This is a genomic window from Natrinema sp. LJW11 (assembly GCF_056135975.1).
The window spans coordinates 89,386-113,349 of the sequence record NZ_JBWBDM010000007.1; the positions used below are offsets into that span (position 1 = coordinate 89,386).

Here is a 23,964-nt window from a genome sequence, read left to right on the forward strand (position 1 = left end):
TGTCATATCAACCTTCATTATTTCACCTCGTTTAAGTCAGCTTCCTGAAGGTGTGGATAGTCGCCATTCCATCGGCTTCGAATCCTTCGACTGCCTCCTGGAGAAGTGAAAATGAGTTAGCTGTTCGACCGCTAACATTCTCAGGAAGACGTTCTGCATCGGCGAGCACATTCACGATCTCGCCAGCGTCGTCACGTGACGGGAACGCCCACACGGCATCCGCGTCGACCGCAGCCATCTTCTCGTAATCACTCACAACTGCCTCCGCGTTATTTGAGGTCATCTCCACTTCTCCAACCCACACAAGTTCATCATCAACGTCGAACGCGGCAGCGTCGAAAATCGTCTCCGAGGACTGCTGATAGTATCGCTCCACTCGATCGACCTCCTCGAGAGTCTCGAGCCAGCGCACCAGGAGTTCGACCCCAACTTTGTGTGGCGTCTTCTCTCCAAGATCTCCAATCCCCGGTTGGGCGGTGATTGTCTCGCCGAGAAGCTCTCGTCCATCCGGAAGCACCGTATAATACGGTCGTCGGTCCACCTTCCCTTTCTCGAGCAGCCCGAGTTCGATCAACACGTCGACGTCAACCCCATCAAGATCCTCTTGTAATTCGCCCATCCCTTCCAACAGCGTGTACTCCGGGAGGTCACGGTTCATCGCGTCAAGAACACGTTTGAGGAAGATCGCGTCGTCTCGAGAGAGCCCCCGCCGCCGAAGTTCATCGTCCGAGACTGGGCATTCCTCTTCGCCCGTGGACGAATCGAAGAAGGCGGCTCCGTTTGCAACGTCAACTGGATCGTCGTCGGTAGTCTCTGCTTTACTGCTATCGTCTCGATCATCGTACTGATCGTCGCCCCCATCGTCAAGGCTGGTCTTCTCGAGCGGCTGCTGGGCTTCTATGACCTCACTCTCTTCGTTGGACTCCACTATCTCTGCACTCTCATCTTCGTCCAGCGCCGGCGGCGCACCAGCCCGCCGATCTGTATCGCTCCAATTTGACCACTCCATCGCGTCCTCGTGGGTCGGTACGTATAACCCGTACTCGTCCTCAGTCCGCTCGAGCACCTCCGGCAGAAGCTCTTCATCGAATTGCTGCTGTTCGGCCGCCGTCAACGGCTCGTCGCTTTCTGGATGCCCGCTTATGATCGGGGGCGAGTGCAGAGTCAACGGCGCTGGTCGCTCCTCACCGAACCCAGGGGAAACGAGTTTCGTGAACCACTCGCCCGCTGCCATCCGGTTGTTCCGGTTCCTGACATCCTCCACAGATAACTCGTCGTGCGTGAACGTCTTCGCGAACCGGTTCTTCATCGAGATGTCACCAATCAGTTTCGTATGCACCTCTGTCAGCAGTTCCTCGTACGCACCGTTCCCATTGTGGAACTTCTTGACCTGCTCGGGATACTGCATGATGAAGCCGAGGCTCAGTCCCGACGATCGGCCCTGGGGGAGCAGTTGATCGGCGACCAGTTCGGTCGCGACGAACGGTGCAGCCTCTTCCATGATGACGTTGACCACGTTCTCGGGGTTCGTCCGCCGCCGTCGCTGGATCGAGTGCCACAGATTACTCAATAAGACTGTGGTGAACCCGCGCTGGGCGGGTAACGACAGGTCACCCAGGTCGAACAGGATCGTGACATCTTCCTCGAGGAACTCACTGAAGTCGAAATGGGTCTCCTGCTGGTGGAAGCCGTAGAGATCGTCTCCGGTGGATTCGACTTCGCGACCGGGTTTGTGTCGAAGCATCCAGTGAAGGTGGCGATCCTCTTTCAGTTTGTTCAGCCGGTTCATCACCGCTCCCATCGTCGTGTCGAACTGGTTCTCGTCCTTGGCGAACTGGGCGGCGAGTGAGTCGTGGATGTCGGCATTGATCTCCGAAACCTCCGGCAGCTCCTGATGACGATGCATTCTCGTCGCGGCCCCGACGAGATCATCCAACCCGAAGACGTCGTCACCGTGTTTCGGATCGAACAATGCCTGGATCAGGAACGTCAAAACTTCGTTTGCCACGAACGCCTGTTCGTACTTCTCCGCTCCCATGATCATCCGCATCAGCTCGTGGAAGTGGTCGACTTTCTCCTTGACTGCCGTCTCGCGATCGTTCCCCTCGAGTGCTGGTCGAATATCGAAGAACGAGATTGCAGGAAGCGTCTCCGGTACGCGGAAGTGGTATACGTCGTCGAGGTGCCCGAATTTCTTATAGTGGGCCATCAGGTAGTTCTGACACATGTTGTCGCCTTTCGGGTCGAAGAGGACGTTCGGCCCTGGTGTCGTCTCGGCGAGCGAGCGCAACATGTGGTACGTAACTTGGCTCTTCCCGCTCCCAGTCGCGCCACAGAGCAACCAGTGGCGTGTTTGCCGGCTCGGCGGTAACCGAAGCGGTCCCTCGACGGCACTGTTGGCGTCCTGACCGAGGACCATTCCCGTGGTGTACTGGCGGCGTTGGGCGGTGTCCAACCCGGGAAGAGCCGTGCGGCTTTCGGGATTCGCATGCGTCTCTTTGACTGCTTCATCAGTCAAATGCTCGGTACTGGGAACGATCACCAGATTGCAGAGCTCGCCGGGATCGAGATGCAGGTCGGGTTTGGATCGACTCACCCGCCCACCAGCGACGACCTCCCCCTCGAGAAACCGATTAAAACAGCGTCGCGACCGCTTGCGCCGACTGCGCTCAAGAACTCTTTTCTCGTAGAGGGTTTCGCTCTCAAGTTGGTAGTAGTCACCAGCAAGCGGATCGAACACGGTACTCAGATTCCGTAGGCCGTGTTCGATTTCGGATGTGTCGCTCAGAGACGAGTTCGTGGGGACAGTCACTACCCGCAGGTTGGTCGTGAACGTATGGCCCCAGTCTTCGTTTTTGATCTCGGTAATACGCTCAGATCGAGATTCACTGAGTGACTCTGACCGCGACGAAGACGACTCGTTATTCTTTGGACCGCGTAGAAGCTCTTCAAGGGCTATGGCGGCTTCACCCCACAGCGTCTCGCGACCCTGTTCGATTTCGTCGATGTGGTATTCACCCTCTTTCGTTAGATCGGGCTCGCCTTCGAACGCGGCCTGGAAGACGATTGGATGATCCGTGCTTGCAAAATGATCGATTAGCACGGTCAACGGTGCGTGTGAGCTTGCCTTCGACCGATCAGTTTCTCCCATTTTCTGATCGAATTTCTTGATTGCCGCCAACGGGTCTCCGCTGCCGGTCCACCGCAGTCCGTACGGTTCAACTTCATCCGGGTGTGGCCGGGCGAGTACCCCCTCACCAGTGTCAACTGGCGTCTCGAGGGCGAACGTGAGCGACCCTGGATCGCGGTTTTCTGCCTTTTCTTTCGCACGGAGTGCATCGAGGTCGATGCTCGGGAGTTGCTTGCCGAGTAGGAAACTGGAATCGGATCTGGTAGGAGAATAAGACTCGGAACCGGAAGCCTCAGAATCAGACGCCTCCGTACTGGTGTTCTCTTCGGTAGTCTTGTCTCGATCGACCTGCTCGTCGATGGTCGTAGTTCCTCCGTCAGCAAGCGTCGGTTTGGAGCCCCGGACACGAACGAGCGCCTCGACTTCAGCCGGTGTACACTGGAGAGTGCCGTTCTCGAGGGCGGTTTCGAACTCGTCGTACGAGTACTGCTGTGGAGTGATGAGCTTCTCCGCAAAGTCAACAGTCACACGCTCAATTTCCACGGAGTCGGGGTAGGCCGAGTTGAGTCGGTCGTAGAGCGTGGATAGGTGTTGCTCGCATGTATAGTAGAATTCGATCGGAGAGTCCGTCCCGTCGCTGTAGATCACAAACTCGAACGTAAGCGGGTCGGGATCCGAAAGCGGGTTGAGTGTCTGCCACCACGGCACCCCACCTCGTCGGACGTCGTGCAAGGGACGGATCTGGTTGATAACTTCCCGTGGCGGTCGCTCGCCCGTCGACGGCACAACTCGGATGTACTCTTGTTTACGCTCAAGTGGCGAGGCAGCGGAGGCTTCGAGTTCGAGAACAGTCTCGTGAAGCTCTGTTGGGTCTTCAATCGCCCAGCACTGGATTTCGGGCGACGTATGGTCGAACGTACTGAACGTGACGGTTCCATACGACAACAGCCGGCCGATGGAGGACTGATGAAAAGTGGTGTCGACGACACGGTCGAGCAGGAGTTTCGTGAACCCATCGCCACGAATTCCACGCGTGCGGACGTAGAGTTTCTCCGAGGTGAGGACGTAGGTGGTACGAAGCGCCCGAACAATCGGACGCACACTGATCGCGATGCCTATCAGGCCAACCAGGAACGGAATAGCACTCAGCCACCACAGTGGGATTTCGATACTGGTTCCCTCCACCGCGAGCGTGTAGGACTCGAGCCCGACGAGCGACGGTCCTGTTGTGACCCCGGCGATGCTCTCGGTCGCAAGAGCAAGCGCGACCGCTATGAAGACGAGTGCGACCAGAAATGTCCGATATCCGCCTCGAAACAGTGGCGTACCAGTCCACTGCACGTCCAGGTCGGAGATCTGCTCCACTTGCTCGTCCTCTGCCACGATCCATTCAAGGGATTCAGCATCGATGTCGGGGGTACTCTCGGTTTTCTCAGTCGTCTGCATCGGTTGTCACCTCCGTGCTCGAAGAAGTGTCACCACTCGCGGTCTCCGGTTCACACATCGAGCTGGCAGCATCAGCCCAATCGTCAAGCAACATGAGCGGGATCGATGTCTCCTCTGAAAGAGACTCGGTATCTGCCACAGCGAGCTCGCCAACCGTCTCGACACCCGCTTCGGCGAGATACCCTGCGTACGTCTCGCCGACTCCAGTGATCGTGGTGAGATCATCTTCTTGATCCGCTGCCGCTTCAGCACGGGAATCCTCCGCTCCCTCATCTGCAGCTGCTGTCGCTCCTTGACTGGCCTTAACAGTCTCACTGGCATCTCTTTCGTGATATTCGGTCTCCACATTGGCTCGCTCCCGATCGGCGTGCTCGACGACCGTCTCATCGGTTTCGGGATCCCTGTCGATCCCATCCAAATCTACCTCCTCGAGCACCGACTCCGGAATCTCATAGTCATCGAGTCGATCCTCTGCGGCAAGGAAACTGGCGTCGTCAGCGTCGATATACCGGTTCCCAGCGAGATACTCCCACGGATCGAGATCATCGTCGAGGACACTGACTTCGTAGTCGTTCACGTGGAGTGCGAGTGGTTTCGACCACTCATTGACACCCAGCAAAAACTCCGAGTAGCCCCCGTCTTCGCCAGTCTGGGCTGTCGTAAGGAACGTTTGCTCGGAAGGGGTGAGGTCGTGGAAGTCGATCATCTCGTCGCTGACCGACTCGTGGTGAAAGATTTGCTTGATGTCACAAAGATTGTAGACGTTGCGTGCTTTCTCGGCGGCCTCCTTGGACTGGCCGTCCGACTGGGCGACGAACTCATCGACAGTCTGGGAGATAAGCGTGATTGCCGTGTTAAAATGACGACTGTGCCGGATGAACAGATCGATCATGTCTGTCGTCGCCTCCCGCCGCAACAGGTAGTGAGCCTCGTCGATAGTCACCTGCGTCCGGCGGTCATGATCGCTGGCCGCTCGCTGGTAGATCCAGTCGAACATCACGTGCATAAACAGTGGTGCCTGCCCCGTGTCGGCAAACATCGACATGTCGATGACGACTAAACGGTTGTCGAGTTCGACGTTCGTCCGGCCGGTCAGATTGTCGTTCTCGCCGCCCTTCTGGAACGCCTCGAGACCAAGCAATAATTGGTAGGCGTACTGCTCGTCGCCATCCCGAAATCGCGTCTCGAGCTGGTCAATCTCGGGCCATACTCGCTCGTCGTTCGCATCCTCGTGGAGTTCCAGGAATTCCGATGGCAGGCCACCGTCGGCGATTTCTGCGAGGATGTCAAGGAGGTCCTTGATCGTCGGGCTCGTGTTCTCGTGGGTCACCGTCTCTTCCGTGATACCGTATTGGAGGTAGGCAAGTCGGACCGCTCGCCGCAGGATTCCCTCCTGTTCCTTGCTTAACGACTGCTCGGCCACCGCCGAGAAATGGATGCGAAACAGCTCCATCACCGAGCGCAATTTCTTCTTAAATGGATCGTCCACAGCGTCGTCGATACCCCGCTGGATCTCAAGCGGGTTGACTGTGTTATCGCCGCCGAAGCGGATCACTTGCCCACCAAGATCGTTCGCGAAGTCGACGAAGTCTCCAAGCGGATCGAGAACCAGCATCTCGATCTCGGGGTCCATCATCAACCGATGGTACATCTCGTGTTTCTCGGCGAACGTCTTTCCGGAACCCATTGTGCCGGCGATTGCTTTCGAGTACGAGGAGAGCTCGTATCTGTCGAGGATTACGGGTGTGTCCGTTGTGTCAAACCCATAGAAGATTCCCTCGGGATCGGTGATCACAGGCTCAATGAACGGAAACATCGTGCCGATGGCGGTCTCCTGCATCAATTGGGTCGACTTGATCGGATCGTCACCAAGCGGGCCGAGTGCGTCCTGTGATTCAACTTGCCGTTTCTCGAGGGGGACTGCTTCCGCGTTCGCGGTACTGAGCGAATCAACGACGCGTTCGGTTGCCTCGTTGAGTTCCTGTTCAGTGTCGGCGACCACTTCGATGTAGATCGCGAAGTCGAACAGCTTCGTCTCCCCGAGGATGATGTCCCAGATGAGATCCTGGACCATGTCGCGGTCGGCCTCCTCTTCGTGAGTGTCGGTCTGGCTCTTCTCGTGTTTCTTGTGGAGACGAGCCCGGAGCTGGGTGAGGCGTTTCTGCAACTTGCGAAGAACCGACCCAGTATCGCGTGGCTGGATGTGTTGCGTGACGCGAACGTGATCGTTCGTCGTATACAGTTCATCGAGCCAGCCCAAGGGGACGCGTTCGGGGTAGCCGTGGATCGTCAGCGTACGGACGAACTTGTCGTTGCGGATCATGTACCCCGATTCAAAGAAGTTGGAGACCTCTTTCAGTTTTCGTGGGGCGATGATATCTCGGTCGGCGAGCGACTGCTCGGTGTCGTCTTGGACGACACCCAATCGGAACTCCCCTTCGTCGACCTCCTCGAGTTCGAGGAGATGCTCGGCCTGCTCTCGGATGTTTTCCTTGGTAAGGTCGTCGCCGTTGGCCTCGACGATCGATGCTGCCCGGTCGAACGTCTCGTCATCGATCTCCTTGAGCGTGTGCTTATTGCCCGAAGTAAGACGGGAACGAAGTCCTGAAAGGAAGCCCATCAGTACTCACCCTCCGTTTTGGTCGCTTGGTTGAACTTCTCGAACTGCGGGTCGACGTGGTTGTAGTAGTGATACAGGATTTCCATGGTTTCCTGACGGTCGGTTACCTGGTTGATCGAGACCTCCGTCCGGCCGAGCTTGTTTATAATCCGGCGCTGTCGCTGTCTCACTTCGCGAATGCAGAGTTCAGTTCGTGCATCCTCGTGCGAATTGCCGAATGGCGTATGGGCGAGCACTCGCGAGCAGGCAGCGCCGATAAGCGGGAGATCGCCAAGCTGGCTCAGAACGCTTCCCGTGTCGAGATTCTTGTGGACTTGATCAGCGTCGACACGGGTGACGATGTAGAAATCACGTTGTTTGAGGTCGGCGTCTCTAATCTGGTTGCTCGCCCACCGGATGTAGAATTTCCGTCCGTACTGGAGGATCGGCGTCTCGTCTCGAGTAGTCGTCCTCGATGATGCCGTGTAGAAGCGTTCGAGATGCCCTGTAAGGTCGAACGTTTTCGGGTAGCAGGGGACGGCCACGCTGAACTCAAGCGACATCAGGAAGGACATATACGCACTCATCGTGTCGTGTCTGGCCTGTTCACTGAGCGAGAGCCAGTTCTGCGGATGGACTTTCAAGAGGCCAATATAGCTGTCACCGTCGACGGCGATACCATCCTCCCGGACGTAGTCGAAGCTGAGTGTCTCCTGGGTCGTTGTCGATCCACCAAGGCGATCCTTGAGGTCGAAGTGGTCACGCGCTCGGGAGCGCTCTCGAGCGATTGGGAGGTCCGTGTCGATATCGTCAAGGAATTTGTCGAGTGCTCGTAGGACCTCGAGGTCGGACTCGGGTGTGGGCGGCGTGTGGTCACTGCTGGCAGTCGGCTGGACAACGGGCTCCTCGTCCTCGTCGTGTGATTCTGCGGCTGTTTCGGTGGCTGCCTCGTCGGTGGGTGCAGTCCCCATCATCGATCACCGTCCGTCGGCTTCCGCTTCCTGCTCGGCTTCGATTGTCTCGATATCGAGGCCAGCCTGCCGAACGTAGACAACGTCCTGGGTGACTGGCGTCTCTGGTTCGGGTCGCGTTCTCCGGTTGTGGTACTCGTTCGACCCGAGATAGTACTCGGCGGCGGCACGGGCGTAGCTGATGGGTCGTTGGCCGGCAGGGGAAACCAGCAGAGTAAGGATGCCGATGGCAAGTCCGATCCCGCCGGCACCCAGGAACAGTGTCCCAGTGAAGCCGAGGCTTTGGGCAATACCCATGGCCAGGAACGGAACAACGAGAACCTCACCAGCTTCTCGGGCGGTCAACCCGAAAACCAACTTCGTATTAACGACACGCCCTGCGATAGGGAATGTTTCCATAGGCAATTTGTACGTCTTAGGGATATATAGTTAAAAGTTACTCCTACTTTTGATGTTTCAATAAAGTGTACATTTTGAACGATCTTGCGGCCCTAACCTACCTCTTGCTGGGCACGGTCTCAAGACCGTTGGTCTGGTTGGTCTGGGAGCGACATGTGGAGATCCTCGAGCGTGAGTTCGTCAGCGTCGCGTTCGGCGGCACGCATCGCGGCGTCGTCGACAATCCCAGCGATATCTGCGCTACTGACTCCTTCTGTCTGCTCGGCCATCTTCCTATATGCGTTGTTGTCAAGGTCCGTCGGCAGCTCGTCGAGCCGGACGCGGAAAATGGCCTCTCGAGCGTCGCGATCTGGAAGGCCGAGTTCGTACTGCTGGTCAAAGCGACCCCGACGGGTGGCCGCCTCATCAAGGAGTTCAGCGCGGTTTGTAGCTGCGATCACGAGGTAATTCGGATCATCGGCGTCCAGGTGAGCGAGGAACTCGTTGACGACCTGGGTGTGCTCGCGATTGACGTCGCTTTCACGGGAGGCAAGCAGCGCGTCGATCTCGTCGATGAAGATCACACACCGATCGAACTGTGCGGCCTCCGCGAACAGTTGGTTGACCTGCTCGGTAGACTCATTGACCCAGCGCGATTTGATATCGCCCGCCGAGAGCTCGAGATACGGGTGGCCGAGTTCGCCAGCAATAGCTCGAGCAAAGAGTGTCTTGCCCGTCCCGGGCGGGCCGTAGAAGAGGATCCCGTTCGGTGGGGAGATGTTGAAGCGTTCGTAGGCGGCATCCAGACGGGTCAGCGGACGGATCACCGAGCGCTCAACCTCCGTTTTGAGTGACTCCATCCCACCAACGTCCGCAAATCCTGTGTCGGGCGCAGACTGCCAGCCGTATTGGAGTTGGGAGGGCATGGGTTGTTCTTGAGTCACTCCATTGCTGGAGTGAGGCGTCTTCTTGTGTTTGGTCTCGGCTTTCTCTTTCTGAGCAGTCGCATCCAGTGCATCTGTTTGCTCCCCTTCTCCCGTCGAGTTTTTCTCATCGACATTATCTGTAACGGTTCCGACACTCATTGATAGCATCAGTGGAACACACGCAAGCCAACTGGCTCCCATGTACCAAGAGCTTTCAAACATGGAAGAGATTCGGAGCGGCACAAAGATGCTTGCGAGAGTAGGCCAGTTAGTCTCCCAAGCTGGAAGGAACCATACTGCTGTCAATATAGACACACCAATGAAGCTTCCAATTAGCCAGATACGATCTGCATGTTCCTCCTTGACGTGTAGTGGCTTGATACTAGTAGCCAAGAACGCAGCAGTAAACGTGGGAACCATCCAGATTGCAGGAACTGCGATCAGCGCTACAAGCGGGTCAGAAAAATACGCAACAAGCCAAACGATTCCCAGTGGAGCAGCTACATAATTCGCAGTAAAGAGACTCAGAGAAATGCTGCCGACAACGACTTTCTTCAGGACACTCTTGGGTGGGGATGTTCTGTCCATCTTCCGTTAGTTATTGTTATTGTCGTATTTGTCCAATGTCTGTTGACTCGATTCCGGGTCTGGCGATGTGTCGGCGGCGTTGTTACTGACTTCGGCTGCCCCGCCACTGGTCGATTGTTGAGTCGACGTGTCGATAACCGGTTTTTCCCGATAGCGTTCTAACCCGGCCGCCGCCCACTCAGTCGGGGATTCGTGAAGATTTCGAGGTCCGTAGGAGACTCCAGCTTTCACGTCCTGAACTGTGCGCTTTCCACCTCTTTTCAGACCGGAACTCGCTGTGTTGCCTGCATCGGCGAGGTCGTCCGGGACTTTCGACGCAGCTGTACTCCCAACTGCTGCTTTCGTTTGGCCGACGCGTGATCCCACTCTGCTGGCAGCACTGCTCGCCCTTCCACCCGTCAGACTGTCGCCCCATCTGGCCCCTCTCGCTCCTCCGTACCTCGCCTGCTCCATCAGTGCAGTGCGTCGCGACTTCCCACCCGACTGGGTCGATGAAGAGGGTTGCTTTTGAGAACTCGAGCTACTCTTTGCACTCCGACCAAGGCCTCTCGGCGACATTCCAGCCATCATGGCTGCTTTCAGCCCGACGGCCGCGGGGGCGACCAGCCCGATCAGCCAGAAGAGCATTGCTTCGATAAGTTCGCCAAACTCTGCCTCAGTTGCTTGCTCGCCCTGGACAGCGACATCCGAATACGCCCCGACGGCTGCCGCACCTGTCTGCAACAGTCCGGCCATCACGATTCCTGCCAGCAGCATGTACGCTGTCGCCCGCAAGAGTGTTTTCGCGATCGACGAGCTGTGACGAAGTGGGCCGAAATCCAGATAGAGCATGGCCCCCAGAATCGGGAGCAAAATGAACGTCGCGTGGAACAAGAACTCTCGAAACACAAAGACCCCGAGGGCGAGCAAGATACCCGCGACGGAGACCAAGCTGATGATGATCCCACCGATGATGGAACCAGCGCCCAGCGCGGCTGCTCCGCCAAATCCAGCCTCGAGAACCTTGGGACCGAACGCAGCGCCATAATCATCGGCGTAGACATGCAGAATGATCGCATTCGTCAAAAGGAGACTAAAGTGCATGATCTGACGGGCAACGGCCACGAAGATGATCACCTTCAACGTTTTCCAGACCAGCATGAAGTTCGTCACCTCACGTCGATCGGCGAACGGCTTGGAGGCGATCCCGGCCATGAAGACGATCACCAGCAGTTGAGGGAAGATATCCAGATTATGCTGGAAGGCACCCTGCATCGTCGGATCATTATAGGGACTATCAAAGATGATGAATGAACGAATGCCGTTCGCAATGAGGCTACTGATGAACCCAATAATGCCGGACAGGATGTAGATGAAAAAGTCGGCAATCCAGTCGGAGACGAACGCGACGGTGATGACGACGCCGTCAACTGGAAGGAAGGCACTGCTCTTCTGGGCCGACACCAGTGTTGTGGGGTCAACGCTTTCTGTGATGCTTGTGATCGAAATGGGCAATCTGAATCCGGTCATGGGTTGAATGGGATCTCTGGTATAGTTGTCAGCGCGGAAGCTGTGGAGTGGGTGTGCACCCACACTGTACTGGATCGAATTCGAACGGTCATTTGTTTGCACCTCGCATGTACGCGAACGGAATGTACAAAATCACGAAGGCAATGATCGAGACGAATGCTCCAGTGAAGCTCATCAGTAGCTGGTAAATGTTGAACGCCTCTGGCTGGAATGTGGCCTGCGTCTCAACTGGACTGTAGTACACCTCTTCCGCTGGATCGGTCTCGCCCGTGAACGAAGCCCTCACGTAGAGGTCACTCCGTTTGACGACTACGGTTCCGTCCGAGCCGGTCGTAACCTGTCCCTGGGCAGCACCGTGGAGCCAGAGAGTCTTGTTGCCAAGCGCTTCGCCGGTATCTTCCTCGAAAAGGTGGAACTCTGCATGCGTGTCGTTGAGGATCTCCGTCTCGAGTTGAGCGGCGCGCTCTTGGACAGTCTGTGTCGATACCGGTATTGGATCGCCGTGGATGTCGCGAACCTCTGCGATCGGCTGCTCTGCGTTTGTAATGGTGAGCGTCGTCTGTCCACGCGGTTCGACCGAGGAGAGATTGACGTCCTCATCGAGTGGTGCTGGCTCGGATGCGAAGCTGAAGCTATTCGAACTAGCTAGTTCTGGTGGGTTTACGAGGTTGGTTGGTTCTCCCTCAAGCGTGGGGTCATCTCGCTGTGCGACGAGTTGCTTCTCGAGGATGTTCGGGAACGGAACGGTCTCCTGTTGGGTCGCTGGCGCTGGAAGTTGTCGCTCGAGCGTCTCATTCCCTATCGACACTCCCGACGATGCGTCGTTGAGCACTGGTACCGTCGTATTGGACTCGGTTTGATCCGGCGAGATCGGTAGCTCATCACTTGGCCGATGACCCCGCGTGGCGGTCTCATACTGGCGCTGTGAGTAGACGCCCCAGATATTCTCGATCCTGCCAGCGCCTTCTTCGAACGTCGCAGTACTCCAGAGCCGACGGTCATGGAGCGTCTCCGGGCCATCGAACTCGAGGATGAGCCGGTCGATGCCGTCGTCTGATTCGATTATCGTCTGCTCGATCGACAGCTCCTGGTTCGTCGTGACGACAACGGGAGCCTCGTCTTGGACCGTGTGGGAGAGGTCGAGTGTCTCATTGTCGGTTGTATTCGATAGCACCCAGTCAGTCCCCTCACGGACGTAGGTGGTCTCCTGGACTGCAAGCCTCGAGGTGATCGTCGCTTCCACCTCCATCGTTGTCGGCCCGCTCGCGTCCGCGTCCGCGTAGTCGAGCTGGTGAGGCGTCTCTGGATCGCCACTCCATGATTGAGATCCGATCTTGAGTGTCCGGTCGGTTTCTTGATCGAGGAGTGTGACGTTGAGGCAGGTCCTGGTCTGGTCGGTCGTGACGCAGGTCCCCTCCGGGATGCGAGTCGAATAATCAAGGTGGGTGAGGACAGTCCCGTCACGCGGTACCAGCAATAACTCACTCTCATTCTCGTACTGGTCTCCTGCGTCCGACTCGAGACGGGTTTGTGTCCCCTCTGCCGTCCCAAGGATCGTTACGTGAGCATCCGTGACGAGCGTACCATTCGATCGTTGTGAGTCGGGGAGCCAGAGACTCGTCGACTCGTTGCGCCTGATCGACTCGAGTTGGTCGAGGCGGTACTCACGCAGCGTCTGCTGATCCGGGCCAACCTGATACGGGGGTTGGGTCGTCGAATAGTGGAAATCGCGTATTTGACTCAGCTCCGCTACCGAGATATTCTCTTCTTCATCGACGTCCTCGAGGTCTGGGAGTACGAACGGTGGGACTGAGCCAGCCTCTGGATCCGGTTTATCGGAGATGAAGACGTCTGTGTCGTTGGCCGTTGTCTCCGCGGTGGACATCGTCGCTGTACCACTAATTGAAAGTGACAAGGAGACAATGAGCAGCAGTACAAGCGACAATCGTTGGCCATCCATTCGTGGTGGGGTGAAAGGGGATCGATTGGGGGTAAGTCGTGATTCTATTGGCTGTACTACTTAGAAGGCGATCCAGGGCATGACCATCCCCGGGGCGAGGTTTTCGAAGAGCGTCACGAACACGTTGTAGCTAACTGAGAGGACGATCATCCCAGCGCCGCCCCACATACCTCGCCAGCCCCACTGGGCACGGTCGGCATGCTTGCGGGAGACGAACCAGGCAGCGGCACCAACGAGAAAGACGATGACACCGATCTGGCCGAGTGTTGTTGCGACGAATGACTCAATCTCCGACAAAGAATTGTTGATCTCGCTCTGCTGGGCAGCAGCTATCCCAGTAGTTGAAATGAATGCGAACAGGACGGTCAGGACTCGGGCACCTTTCGTTTTGCGTGCCATACTCGCTCTCTTAGGTGCTCGTATTTAGATTTAATCCTTAATTTGCCCATAGATACAATTATATCGGACACCGTATATAGTCACAGGCAATTGCCTATGGTCCGGGAATGACTAGCAGCCACACGATCAACCTAATGAGCCCATTCTGCGGAGAGGGTGATTCTCCGAACAACGAGGACGACCCACAGAGCGATTGCTAGCGCCGCAAACATTCGACAGCCGGTTCGATCCACCGTCTGACAACGGAATGATATGGTTGGCGTGGAACCGAACCCCTTCATCACCAGCGTATGGACCGTTTGTCGACCGCACGCCCTTTACGAGCCACTCGAACGCCAGCTACCCGAGCGCCTCGACCAAGTGAGTACATATGCTGAACAACTTGTCCGCTGGAAACGCGCTAAACGCGAGCGTGAAGTCACTGAAACTCGAGAACGCAGCCTCGATCACTGGTGATGAACAGACTGCCCTCGAAGAACGTGAGATTTCGACCGATCCTACTGACTATGAGGGTACTGCCAGTGGCGCAAGGGGAATTCCTGGAAGAACAAGTACATCGTACCCGTCGATCCAAAAGACTCCACCGAGTAACTATTGAGACTTAGGGTTGCAATTGACCTCCTCCCGCACCTAAAGTCGCGGGGTTAACAGCTAAGCCAATGTTAGCCTACACTCATGAAAAAGAGATACGATATTGCAATTGAAAAGCAGACAATCATCGAGTAGTGAGAGATGATACAGCGAACTTATCTGGAAGGTCCTTGATCGTAGCGACGCTAAGCGCCATCGGACAGTAAGAAGAGTGCAGCCGATGTCGGCTCGCCAGTGAGGGTATCCTGCGAGTAAGACTCGACCTCCCCACACTCCCCCCCCCCCGTCATCGATGTGTAAAACTCTGCGAGAGGAGTGGAGGCAGAACGTGAGAAGAGTGAAAAACGACGAAAAGGAGGTATACCCAGTAGAGGCGGTCTCAAACAGTAGATTCACGTTCTAATTCATGGTTGTCTCTAGTCTGGCAAGGTTTTATATAGGAAGCGTAATAACCATATCCGCAATAGACCTGATAGCAAGGTGAGGAGGAAATCAACTCCGACGAACTGAGCGTAGTTTCTCTTCTCATCGAGACCGTCACAATGGTTGTTTGTTGCGATATCTCCGTTCTTGTGTCCTCTGATACCGATACAACCTCTCATCCCGATCTTCGACCTTCACCTCTTTCTGCCGTTTACACTTCGATGACGGGGGGAGGGTGTTCACGAGAACATTGGGATGCAGTCTTCTGTCGCAGTTCTTGAGGAAGCTTGATAATGCCCCTGACTTTTCACTCATTGATTGTGCCAGTAACACTTTGCTGACCTTGAGATGTGTCCTTATCGGATTGGATCCAAGTTTACACATCGAAGACGGGGGGTGGGGGATCGAGAAGTTCCTCTGCGTGGCCCACCGCTAACTCACTGATTATGGAACTTCTTTAATTGTGAGTTGATGACAGTTCGGAGGAGTTCTTCTTGATCGGAAACTGCTTCCATTCGAGTATCATCGACAATCCGGTTCATCATTGCTGCGGGATCTCCTGTGAAGGTGAACTCCATGTACATTCCGCCACCACGTCCTCGACTCTTCCGGGAGGACGAGATCAGACCATACGTGGAGAGTTCTTTGACATACTTGACGTATGTCTCGCGGGTCATCTGGTCAGCATCTATCTCTTCGGTAATCCATTGATAGACCTTGAATCCAACTGGACTCGGAACGGAACTCCCTGACCAATTCGAGAAATGCGCAACAGAGGCTGTCGCGTAAAGTGAGATCTTTTTTTGGGTCGTCAGTCCCTCAACAAGCTTTAATGATCGATCCTTGTCAATTTCCTCCTGGGATTCGCGGACATGGTCTTCGCGAACCTTCTCGTCACCACGTTCATCCGCGAGATCACCGGCACCGCGAAACAAATCAATTGCTTTTCGTGCGTCCCCATGACTCTGTGCTGCAAATGCCGATACGAGGGGTAATACGTCGTCAGTTAATGCATCAGACCGAAAGGCATCACGACGATTTTCGAGTATCTGGCGTAATTGATTTGCATCATAATCTGGGAAATAGACATCTCGCGGATTAAATGAACTCTCGGCACGACCGTCGATGTCCTCCATAAACTTCGGGTCATTCGTCAGTGCAGCAACTGATACCTGCCCTTCGATTTCGTTTGTATTACTCGCTCGTGACAGCTGGTAGAGTAGTTTTGAATAGGCAGGTTCGTCGTTTGCTCGCCGGCCGACCAAGAGGTCAATCTCGTCGAGGATGAAAATGACCGAGTCATAGTGCTCGTTGATAAGTTTATACAGTCGTCGATATTTCTGCTTCGTCGATACGCCTGTTTCAGGTACGCCGATCTTCGCGTCGACGTCCTTCGCAACGGTCTGGACGAGCTCGAAGACTGCTTGGTCGAGGGTGTTGATCGGCTGGCAGTTGATATCGACTACACCGAAGCGTTTGCCCTTCGATTGACAGAGCTCGATAATTTGTTGTGTGACTGCCCCAATGATGAGTGATTTTCCTGTCCCAGCAGGACCGTATAACAGCATATTTGGAGGGCGATTTCCTTGGAGTGTCGGCTTCAGAAATGAGACAACAGATTCAAGTTGATCGTCACGACCGACGATTCGCTCCTCATCGATGATTGTGTCTGGCTCGACAAGATCTCGATTGACGAAGACCGATGTCTCCCCCTCATCGTCGAGCATATCCCGGATCGATCGCTGAGCACTGTCTTCAGTAGTTACTTTATCTTGGTCCGGCACCGTGTCTCTGACAGCTTCTTCATGAGCAGTTTCTATTTGTTCTTCGTCAACTCTAGAATGCGTTCCTTCACTAAGGAGAGATTGATCCGTCCCGTCTTGATCACTACCGGTCATACGCTTAGTGTACGCCGGAGCGTTAAAAAGATTCACCCCCGTCGATGTTTATTCGGGTGATATAACTGATCTATTCCCGTAATACCCGGTTTCACGCTCTCTGTGATAGAACCGTCACCGAAGTACATTCGATAAGAGGCCCCCCGTCATCGATGTGTAATGAGGTTCGCCTCAACTTCGTGCGAATCTGAGTGTCTGCTCTTCGACACGGTCTCCGCCTCCCCCGGCATCGAAGTGTAAGCTATGCGTCTGACACCCCGGCATCGAAGTGTAAACTCTGACTCATTCGTCGCCGGTTCGAACTGAAAACAGATCTCGAAGCTACCTTCGACATCCTCGGTGAGGATAGCCGAATTGACGATGTCGTTGTGGATTTGATTGATATCGCGACTGCGAAGAAACTGGTATAGTGTAGCCGTATCCTCTAATCTAAGAGCTGTATTCGATTATGTGTGTTAGTTAACCAACAATGGATTGGATATCAGTTCTCTGTTGGTTAACTTGATGATCACATCTCGCGATCGATTTCGAGCTTCCGCATTGCTCGTTCAAACACGTCGGGATGCCGATGCGCGAGATTTTCGAGATGATTCCGAATGGACTGGGCAGGATCGACGTCGACGTCGTCCGTATCTTGGAGTTCACGCCAGAACTGATGCATCTCTTCGCTTACGGAGACGCCTATCGTGTGGTCCTTTACGCCAGTGTTGAGCGCGTCGTAGTAGGGTTCGGTATCGAAGTCTGATGCAGGTTGCTGGTCTTCTCGGTCTTTTTCCTCCGATGCCTCATCCATCGCTTCGCCGAATGGATTGTCGTTGCTCATACACCCTTATTCTTAAGCTTAATATTAAAGATATGCGTCTAACGTCTCGTTCGTGATTTCGACGTCTCGTTCGGCAGCGAACTGCTGTGCGCCAGCTCGGAAGGCATGATAGCACTTCTGTCGAGTATCACGCGGGGTCCCATCACTGACCTCGACGATAGTCTCGATGGCATTCGCCGTATAGGGGTCAGACGGATATCCAGAATTGTACTCTTCTTCACGGGCCCAGGCAAGCCACCTGGCGATGAGTTCCTCGGTTTCTGCGAATCCGAACCGTTCCAACGTTCGATCCTTTGCGACGAGTCGCGAACTGAGCGTCTCACGCAGTTCGTCGATTCGATCACCAGCACGTTCAGTTCCGAATAGGAAAAGAATGAATACAGGTTCACTTTCTCCGAGGTCACCGACGCTCTGCAACGCGGCTAGTAGCTGCTCGAAAGTTCGTGTATTCCGTGCCGCATCCTCGAGTTGGTCAACTTGGATGATACACGCGATATTGAGTGATTCGAGTTGTTCGGCAACCTCTTCGACAAGCTGACGAACTTCGTCTGTGGCATGAGGGTACGACTCTGGAATCTCAAGGTCATTGTACTCACTAAGTTCGTCAAGAAGACGCGTATAGAAGCGACGGGTTGTGATGGACTCGACTTCGCGTATTCGAGCGACTCGGAACTCCTCGCTCCGAGGGCCCTCTGAAAGAGCATCGTACACGAGATCACGGAAGTGAGATTTCCCAGCTCCCCGTTCATCGACGATCGAGATGTGGCCTGCTCGATTCAGGATGTGGCTCGCAACTTCATTGAGCAGATCTTGATTCGTGCGTACCGCAATACCCGCGTCAGGAAGTGTTTCAGCCGTAAACGGAATCTTCTCTGGTTTGATCCCGAGTTGATTCGCATAGGTTTCCTGTGCCTCCTCTGTTTGATCGAGGGCTTCGGTGAATTGGTCGCTCATAGTGAATGCACATACTCAATCAACTTAAATCTAATTTGAACATTAATATTAAGATTAACCTCGGCCACTTCGGCCACGCTCTAAATTGAGTATCTATTGAGATCTGATTCTCCCGAATATGGGGAAGATACGCATCCTACAGCAAGATATTGACATCGGTACCTGCAACAACAAGTCCACAGAATTAACCAACAGGTGCGCTAGCAATCAACCAGATGTTGGTTAACCCTCACTCGCTTGGATTTACTGGGCCTTTGTACTGGGATTTGATTTTATCACCTTCTCTCCACTGCCAGTAGTAATATCGATTCCCGTTGATTTCCTTCTCTGTCAGCGTCGCTTTGGTGGGGACATCTTCGGGCATATCCTCAGGGTGTTCTCGAGCAGTCTCTTTATCTTTACCCTCGTTGATCCGCTCTTCCCGCTCTTGATACTCTGCGAGTGCATCTGCATACTTGGCAATAGACCGGAGTGTTTCCGCATTACACTCATCGAGTAAGTCCGCTAACTCTCCGGGAACCTCGGGTGGGATCGTTGGTTCTGAGTACGACATGAGACGACTTAACCAACAATTGAGGCAGAAGGCATTAGTCCTGTTGGTTAAATTGGAGAGCTATTCATAGCATTTTCATTAAACAGGAAACTTGATATACGATTCATATAACAGTCCACTGAATGGGAGTCACGTTCCTCCACACTGCAGATTTCCATCTCGGAAGTCCTCTCCGCGCTGTGGAAGCGGCATCTGAATCATTGGCTGAGCGCCTGCAGCGAGCGACACACGAAGCTCTCTGTCGAGTTATCCAAGTCGCACTCGACAAGGACGTCGACTTCGTCGTTGTCGCTGGCGACCTCTACGATCAACAAGCGCGCTCCGTCTACGCGAATGAATTTCTCGTCGATCAGTTCGAGCGGCTTGAAGACGCTGAAATCCCATGTTATGTCATCCATGGGAATCATGATCCATTGGGAGCAGGGGCAGAGAAACTCCCCCTACCCAATAATGTCCATGTGTTCGGTGCAGACGACGTTGAAACGGTTCTATACCCGAATGACAATGAACCGGAGGCCCGCATCATGGGGCAATCGTATGGAAGCCAGTGGGAGAGCAACTCCCTGTATTACCATTACACACCACCAGATACAGCAATCCCGAATATCGGCCTGCTCCATACGGGCCTAAATCCGGATGGTCGGCGGTACGCCCCCTGTGGGCCGAGCGACTTAGCACAGAAGGAGATCGACTACTGGGCGCTCGGGCACATCCATACGCCACAGCTGGTCGACGGAGCGCCAGCAGCGTACGCTGGTATACCACAAGGACGAAATATTGGCGAAACTGCCATCGGTGGTTGTTTGCTCGTCGACGTGGATGCAGGCAGCGATCCTGACATCGAGTTTGTTCCGACGAGCCCGATTGTCTGGCAAGAAATCGTGGTCGATCTTAGTACCGCGAGTACAGATGATGATACTCCCCTTCGTAATCTCGCAGATGCGGAAGGGTACCTCGAGGAGCGTATGCTAGATCTCCGGGCAGCGGACCAAGACTCTCTCACTGACACCCTTTCGATGCCGGTGGCTGAGACAGACTGGATGCCAGAGGGGTTTGTGTGCCGATGGACGCTGAGTGGCCGTGGAGAGCTGTTTGAAGCGCTCGACGAGGAAGCAACGGATGTGCTCGCCAACCGATTGCGGGACCGCAGCAGTAGTGCCTCACCCTTTGTGTGGACCGAGTCCGTCCGTGATTACTCTGCACCACCACTTCCAGGCCTCGAGACGTTGGTAGAATCGGACGAGATTATCAGCGAACTGGTTGAGCTTTCCAACGAGATTCGAGAAGACGACGCGACACGAGCTGAACTGCGAGCGAAAACAGGTGATGTCTGGGAGTGGCGTGCGGACGAAGAACACGAAGACATTTCCGAGGATCGGATTGGTTTGGACGAGAAACGGCTAGACGATTTGATTGACCGTGCCGTCACTCGGTCAATCGACGAACTTGCGACGCGGAGGGACAATGCAAATTAAGAACCTCGATCTGGATGATTTTGGATGCTTCAGGCGAGCTCGAGTCCAAAATGTCGATAGCGGATTGACCGTCATCGCTGGTCCACAACGGGCCGGGAAGACGACGTTTATGGAAGCGGTTCGCCATCTTGGCTATGGGATTCCTCGCGGCAATGGTCTCCCGCCAGCAACGGACCAGTATGACCTCACGGCCGATGTCGTCGTCGATGGCGCTGAATACGAGCTAGCACTCACTGGCTATGGTGATCCCGCACTAGTGCCTGTCAATGGTGCCCCCGATCGAGCACTCTCTGATGTATTCGGCAATCTAGGGCCCGCACAGTACCAGCAGCTCTTCACCATTAGCCTGGACGAACTCCGGCGTATGCCAACGAGTCTCGATGACGACGTTAGCCTGTCTGCAATCTTACTCGGTGCGGCATATGGCGACGTTCTCAAAATCCCCCAGATTCAAGCCGCATTCAGTGATCGGGCGAAATCGATCGGAGGCAAACACGGACGCTCGGTCTATGACCTTAAAGAGCCAATTAGCGAGATTCAGTCGGGGGTCGATGCGCGAGATGCCGCCGTCGCTCAGGTTGACGAGCACGATCGGAAAGAGGCTGCTCGAGATGATGTCAATTCCCGCGTAGCGGAACTCGATGAGGAGATTGCTGATCTAACAACGGAACAAACTCGTCTTAACACTGTTCTCACGGAATACGGGGAGTTCGAGACACTTCAGGAGCTGAATCTTGAACTTGATGGTGCCGACCTTGACCAGGTCGATGCGTTCCCGACAGAGCAACTTGACCGCGGTCGGCAACTACGAAGTCAACTTGAGGAAGTGCAGGAGGAACTGACGACTGCAGAAGAGGAGTTCGCTCAACAGGTTACTGTAGAGGATCCCGAAGCATATCGCGACCGATTACTGGATGCTACGTCTACGATACGGGCATATAATAGGGAAATTGCTGGCTGGTGTGAGCGGGTAAATTCACTTCAGGAGCAACGGTCAGAGCTTGCGAAAGAGCGTCGAAAACTTCGCTCCCGGGCAGCGGATTTGCAACCCGAGTGGGATGACGACTCCTTGCTTGACCGGGTCCGTGATGTTGAAACCGACCTGTTCTCTCGAGACGAGGTTCGGTCGATTACGCGGACCTGTGAGGATGTCCGATCCGAATTGAACGAGGTCGAGCGAAACCTGACCGAAAAGACGGCTCGTCACGAACAGCTGGAACACGAAATCGACACTGCAACCGACTCGTCATCTGAGGCATCTCTTACACTTCGTGACCAGCTTCCTGTCGCTGCAGGTGGGACGGTACTCGCGCTGATCGTGGGAAGTGCGCTGGGAGTTGTTGGTGGTGCGATTCTTGGTGTCGTCATCACACTCATGATAATACTGATCGTCGGCGCGTATGCTGCATCACGGCTTGAATTCGAGTCCCTTGAAGTCGATGGCGTATCTGTCGAGACGCTTCGGGCAGACAAACGCAGCTTGACTGCCGATATTCAAGGACTGCGCTCCCGGAAAACGGAGCTCGAAACGGAGTATTCGACCGCGACCGAGCAACTGGACTTGCTTCGAGAGAAGCTTGGACTCTCAGACGATACGAGTCCGGCTGCCGTGCGAGAGTTCTATGCAGACCTCTCATCGCTCCGGAACGATCTCACAACGTTGGAAGGCGACGTTGAAGCTCTCGACACGAAGGAGGAAACTCTCCGTTCAGACCTCGCAGCAGCCGCCGAGACCGTATCCGAACTCGGTGTTCTCGATACTGACGATAGTGGCCCGCTCGAAGAAGCAGAGAAATTGTTCGCGACTATCGAAAGTATTGAAGAGGATCTCGACCTTGCACAAACGGTCACTACAGCCCAGCAGACTGTCACCAGTCGCAAAGATGACCTCCGTAATCTCCTTGCCGAGTGGAACGATGCACCAGATCTCACCAATGCTGATTCAGCAACCCTCGTTCGTACTGTCGACCAGTTCCTCGAACGCGGTGAGAACGTCACTGAGCTCGTGGAAGCGCGGGAACAGCGTGATGGAATTCGCGTCCGACTCCAGCGGCGACTGACAGTCTCAGCTATCGAACCGGCGTTTGAACCGTACCGCGACTCGGAGCATGACGATGACGACTGGGCGATTGCTGCGTTCGAGCGTGTCATTGAGGCGTACGCTGATAGAGAGGCAATCGAAGAACGACTCGATACGATCGACGAAACAATCGAGAGTCTTGAAACAGAGCGATCGGAATGCGTTGAAGAGCGAGTTGAGCTTACGAAGGAACTCGAAGAGCTAGCATCCGATGATGATGTCCGCGAGGCCCACGCGACGATCGAGGCGGGACGACGTCGGCTCGAACCGCTTGCCGAAGAGTATGCGACGCACCGCATCGCAGAGTACCTGCTGAACGAACTCCACGAACGATTCATTGACCGGACGACTGGGCCACTCCTCGACGAAGCTAGCGAGATTTTCGCGCGGATTACCGACAACGCCTACACCAAAGTTGACTCCACCGAGGAATTCGACAATCTCGACTTCCAATCGGTGCTCGCTGATGGACAGACACAACAAACTGCGGAACTATCACGAGCCACCGCTGAGCAGCTCTTCCTCGCGATTCGTCTTGCTCGAATTCGTCGCCATGAGTCATCACTCCCTGTGTTACTCGATGATTCGCTGACAAACTTCGACCCCAGCCATCACGTTCGAACGCTACAGACGATCTCTGAACTCGCAGATACGAACCAAGTGTTCTTGCTGACATGCCATCCGGAACTTCTTGAACGAGTTGATACGCACATAGATAGCGCCCAGTACTGGAGTCTCGACGATGGACAGTTCAACGGTCCTTACTCGAAGCCGGACGATCCCTGCGAACTGCTGGAGCCAACCTGGTCGTAGTTATCCAGATTCTTTGTTCTCTGCGAGTTCCTTTGCACGATGCAATCGCTTCTGAAGATCTTCCCGGGGTGAGGAAGCGTTGTTGAGGTAGCGCTCGATAACCTGAACCTCATCCTCGTATCGGTTCTCCTTACGATAGACGATTGCGAGATGTTTGTAATACCACGGCGCTGGATCACCAGCATCCTCCTGTTCAGTTTGCTCAATACACCAGAGAAGCAACGATTCGGCTTCGTCGTGGCGCTGCTCTCGCTTTAGCTGTTTGATTGTATCGACTGTGTCTGTGTAGTGATTGAACGAGCCACCCGGGGAAGCCGTTGCTGAATCCTCCTTTGGGCTATCACCCGCTTTGCTTCCGAGTGTACGCAGTAATCGGCTGAACATGGTTTTTCGCGTTATATCTCCGTCATCGCATAGTCACGTACTGAAGATTTATCAAATGGGGGTG

General features: G+C 54.8%; 16 protein-coding genes. 3 read left to right on the top strand and 13 right to left on the bottom strand.

The window, feature by feature from the left end; translation table 11 throughout:
- Nucleotides 1–31: 31 nt before the first annotated feature.
- Both AC0QDI_RS18335 and AC0QDI_RS18340 read right to left on the bottom strand, forming a co-directional pair.
- The gene (locus tag AC0QDI_RS18335) at nucleotides 32–4,576 is read right to left on the bottom strand and encodes a type IV secretion system DNA-binding domain-containing protein (RefSeq protein WP_474670750.1); all 4,545 of its coding nucleotides are present in this window, start codon (nucleotides 4,574–4,576) and stop codon (nucleotides 32–34) included.
- Nucleotides 4,563–6,416 carry a helicase HerA domain-containing protein gene (locus AC0QDI_RS18340; protein WP_474670752.1) on the bottom strand — a complete coding sequence of 618 codons (1,854 nt, stop codon included), beginning with the start codon at nucleotides 6,414–6,416 and terminating at the stop codon, nucleotides 4,563–4,565. The genes AC0QDI_RS18335 and AC0QDI_RS18340 overlap by 14 nt, the downstream gene beginning before the upstream one ends.
- Before the next feature lie 60 nt (nucleotides 6,417–6,476).
- On the opposite strand from AC0QDI_RS18340, the gene AC0QDI_RS18345 reads away from it, so the two are divergent.
- Nucleotides 6,477–7,184 carry a hypothetical protein gene (locus tag AC0QDI_RS18345; protein WP_474670754.1) on the top strand — a complete coding sequence of 236 codons (708 nt, stop codon included), beginning with the start codon at nucleotides 6,477–6,479 and terminating at the stop codon, nucleotides 7,182–7,184.
- Between the two features lie 11 nt (nucleotides 7,185–7,195).
- Here the strand turns inward: AC0QDI_RS18345 and AC0QDI_RS18350 are convergent, their stop codons facing one another.
- The 10 genes from AC0QDI_RS18350 to AC0QDI_RS18395 all read right to left on the bottom strand — a co-directional run bounded on the left by AC0QDI_RS18350 (nucleotide 7,196) and on the right by AC0QDI_RS18395 (nucleotide 19,148).
- On the bottom strand, nucleotides 7,196–8,146 hold the full coding sequence (locus AC0QDI_RS18350) for a TraC-like domain-containing protein (RefSeq protein WP_474670756.1): 951 nt from the start codon (nucleotides 8,144–8,146) through the stop codon (nucleotides 7,196–7,198).
- 6 nt (nucleotides 8,147–8,152) lie between these two features.
- Complete coding sequence (locus tag AC0QDI_RS18355) at nucleotides 8,153–8,545, bottom strand: hypothetical protein (RefSeq protein ID WP_474670758.1); 393 nt, start codon at nucleotides 8,543–8,545, stop codon at nucleotides 8,153–8,155.
- 119 nt (nucleotides 8,546–8,664) lie between these two features.
- Complete coding sequence (locus tag AC0QDI_RS18360; RefSeq protein WP_474670760.1) at nucleotides 8,665–10,038, bottom strand: AAA family ATPase; 1,374 nt, start codon at nucleotides 10,036–10,038, stop codon at nucleotides 8,665–8,667.
- 6 nt (nucleotides 10,039–10,044) lie between these two features.
- Nucleotides 10,045–11,547, bottom strand: coding sequence for a TrbL/VirB6 family protein (locus tag AC0QDI_RS18365; protein WP_474670762.1), 1,503 nt, complete (start codon nucleotides 11,545–11,547; stop codon nucleotides 10,045–10,047).
- 88 nt (nucleotides 11,548–11,635) lie between these two features.
- On the bottom strand, nucleotides 11,636–13,432 hold the full coding sequence (locus AC0QDI_RS18370) for a DUF8186 domain-containing protein (protein ID WP_474670764.1): 1,797 nt from the start codon (nucleotides 13,430–13,432) through the stop codon (nucleotides 11,636–11,638).
- Between the two features lie 135 nt (nucleotides 13,433–13,567).
- Complete coding sequence (locus AC0QDI_RS18375; protein ID WP_474670765.1) at nucleotides 13,568–13,906, bottom strand: hypothetical protein; 339 nt, start codon at nucleotides 13,904–13,906, stop codon at nucleotides 13,568–13,570.
- A 1,451-nt stretch (nucleotides 13,907–15,357) separates the two neighbouring features.
- A complete protein-coding gene (locus AC0QDI_RS18380; protein ID WP_474670945.1) occupies nucleotides 15,358–16,647 on the bottom strand; it encodes an orc1/cdc6 family replication initiation protein in 1,290 nt (429 codons plus the stop codon).
- A gap of 679 nt (nucleotides 16,648–17,326) precedes the next feature.
- The gene (locus AC0QDI_RS18385) at nucleotides 17,327–17,641 is read right to left on the bottom strand and encodes a hypothetical protein (RefSeq protein ID WP_006111064.1); all 315 of its coding nucleotides are present in this window, start codon (nucleotides 17,639–17,641) and stop codon (nucleotides 17,327–17,329) included.
- Nucleotides 17,642–17,665: 24 nt separating this feature from the next.
- The gene (locus tag AC0QDI_RS18390) at nucleotides 17,666–18,595 is read right to left on the bottom strand and encodes a hypothetical protein (protein ID WP_474670767.1); all 930 of its coding nucleotides are present in this window, start codon (nucleotides 18,593–18,595) and stop codon (nucleotides 17,666–17,668) included.
- Between the two features lie 229 nt (nucleotides 18,596–18,824).
- Nucleotides 18,825–19,148, bottom strand: a complete 324-nt coding sequence (locus AC0QDI_RS18395) for a DUF6788 family protein (protein ID WP_474670769.1) — start codon at nucleotides 19,146–19,148, stop codon at nucleotides 18,825–18,827.
- A 122-nt stretch (nucleotides 19,149–19,270) separates the two neighbouring features.
- Between AC0QDI_RS18395 and AC0QDI_RS18400 the strand changes: the two genes are divergently transcribed.
- Entirely contained in the window at nucleotides 19,271–20,623 is a 1,353-nt protein-coding gene (locus AC0QDI_RS18400; protein WP_474670771.1) for a metallophosphoesterase family protein, read from the top strand.
- Nucleotides 20,613–23,516, top strand: coding sequence for an AAA family ATPase (locus tag AC0QDI_RS18405; RefSeq protein WP_474670773.1), 2,904 nt, complete (start codon nucleotides 20,613–20,615; stop codon nucleotides 23,514–23,516). The genes AC0QDI_RS18400 and AC0QDI_RS18405 overlap by 11 nt, the downstream gene beginning before the upstream one ends.
- Here the strand turns inward: AC0QDI_RS18405 and AC0QDI_RS18410 are convergent, their stop codons facing one another.
- Complete coding sequence (locus AC0QDI_RS18410; protein ID WP_474670775.1) at nucleotides 23,517–23,900, bottom strand: hypothetical protein; 384 nt, start codon at nucleotides 23,898–23,900, stop codon at nucleotides 23,517–23,519.
- Between the last annotated feature and the right edge of the window lie 64 nt (nucleotides 23,901–23,964).

Excerpts from the sequence above, each read along its gene's own strand:
- AC0QDI_RS18365 (WP_474670762.1), bottom strand. The coding sequence starts at position 11,547 with ATGACCGGATTCAGATTGCCCATTTCGATCACAAGCATCACAGAAAGC.
- AC0QDI_RS18370 (WP_474670764.1), bottom strand. The coding sequence starts at position 13,432 with ATGTCCACCGCGGAGACAACGGCCAACGACACAGACGTCTTCATCTCC.
- AC0QDI_RS18375 (WP_474670765.1), bottom strand. The coding sequence starts at position 13,906 with ATGGCACGCAAAACGAAAGGTGCCCGAGTCCTGACCGTCCTGTTCGCA.
- AC0QDI_RS18405 (WP_474670773.1), top strand. The coding sequence starts at position 20,613 with ATGCAAATTAAGAACCTCGATCTGGATGATTTTGGATGCTTCAGGCGA.
- AC0QDI_RS18380 (WP_474670945.1), bottom strand. The coding sequence starts at position 16,647 with ATGCTCGACGATGAGGGGGAGACATCGGTCTTCGTCAATCGAGATCTT.
- AC0QDI_RS18350 (WP_474670756.1), bottom strand. The coding sequence starts at position 8,146 with ATGGGGACTGCACCCACCGACGAGGCAGCCACCGAAACAGCCGCAGAA.
- AC0QDI_RS18390 (WP_474670767.1), bottom strand. The coding sequence starts at position 18,595 with ATGAGCGACCAATTCACCGAAGCCCTCGATCAAACAGAGGAGGCACAG.
- AC0QDI_RS18385 (WP_006111064.1), bottom strand. The coding sequence starts at position 17,641 with ATGAGCAACGACAATCCATTCGGCGAAGCGATGGATGAGGCATCGGAG.
- AC0QDI_RS18355 (WP_474670758.1), bottom strand. The coding sequence starts at position 8,545 with ATGGAAACATTCCCTATCGCAGGGCGTGTCGTTAATACGAAGTTGGTT.
- AC0QDI_RS18360 (WP_474670760.1), bottom strand. The coding sequence starts at position 10,038 with ATGGACAGAACATCCCCACCCAAGAGTGTCCTGAAGAAAGTCGTTGTC.
- AC0QDI_RS18335 (WP_474670750.1), bottom strand. The coding sequence starts at position 4,576 with ATGCAGACGACTGAGAAAACCGAGAGTACCCCCGACATCGATGCTGAA.
- AC0QDI_RS18400 (WP_474670771.1), top strand. The coding sequence starts at position 19,271 with ATGGGAGTCACGTTCCTCCACACTGCAGATTTCCATCTCGGAAGTCCT.
- AC0QDI_RS18410 (WP_474670775.1), bottom strand. The coding sequence starts at position 23,900 with ATGTTCAGCCGATTACTGCGTACACTCGGAAGCAAAGCGGGTGATAGC.
- AC0QDI_RS18395 (WP_474670769.1), bottom strand. The coding sequence starts at position 19,148 with ATGTCGTACTCAGAACCAACGATCCCACCCGAGGTTCCCGGAGAGTTA.
- AC0QDI_RS18340 (WP_474670752.1), bottom strand. The coding sequence starts at position 6,416 with ATGCAGGAGACCGCCATCGGCACGATGTTTCCGTTCATTGAGCCTGTG.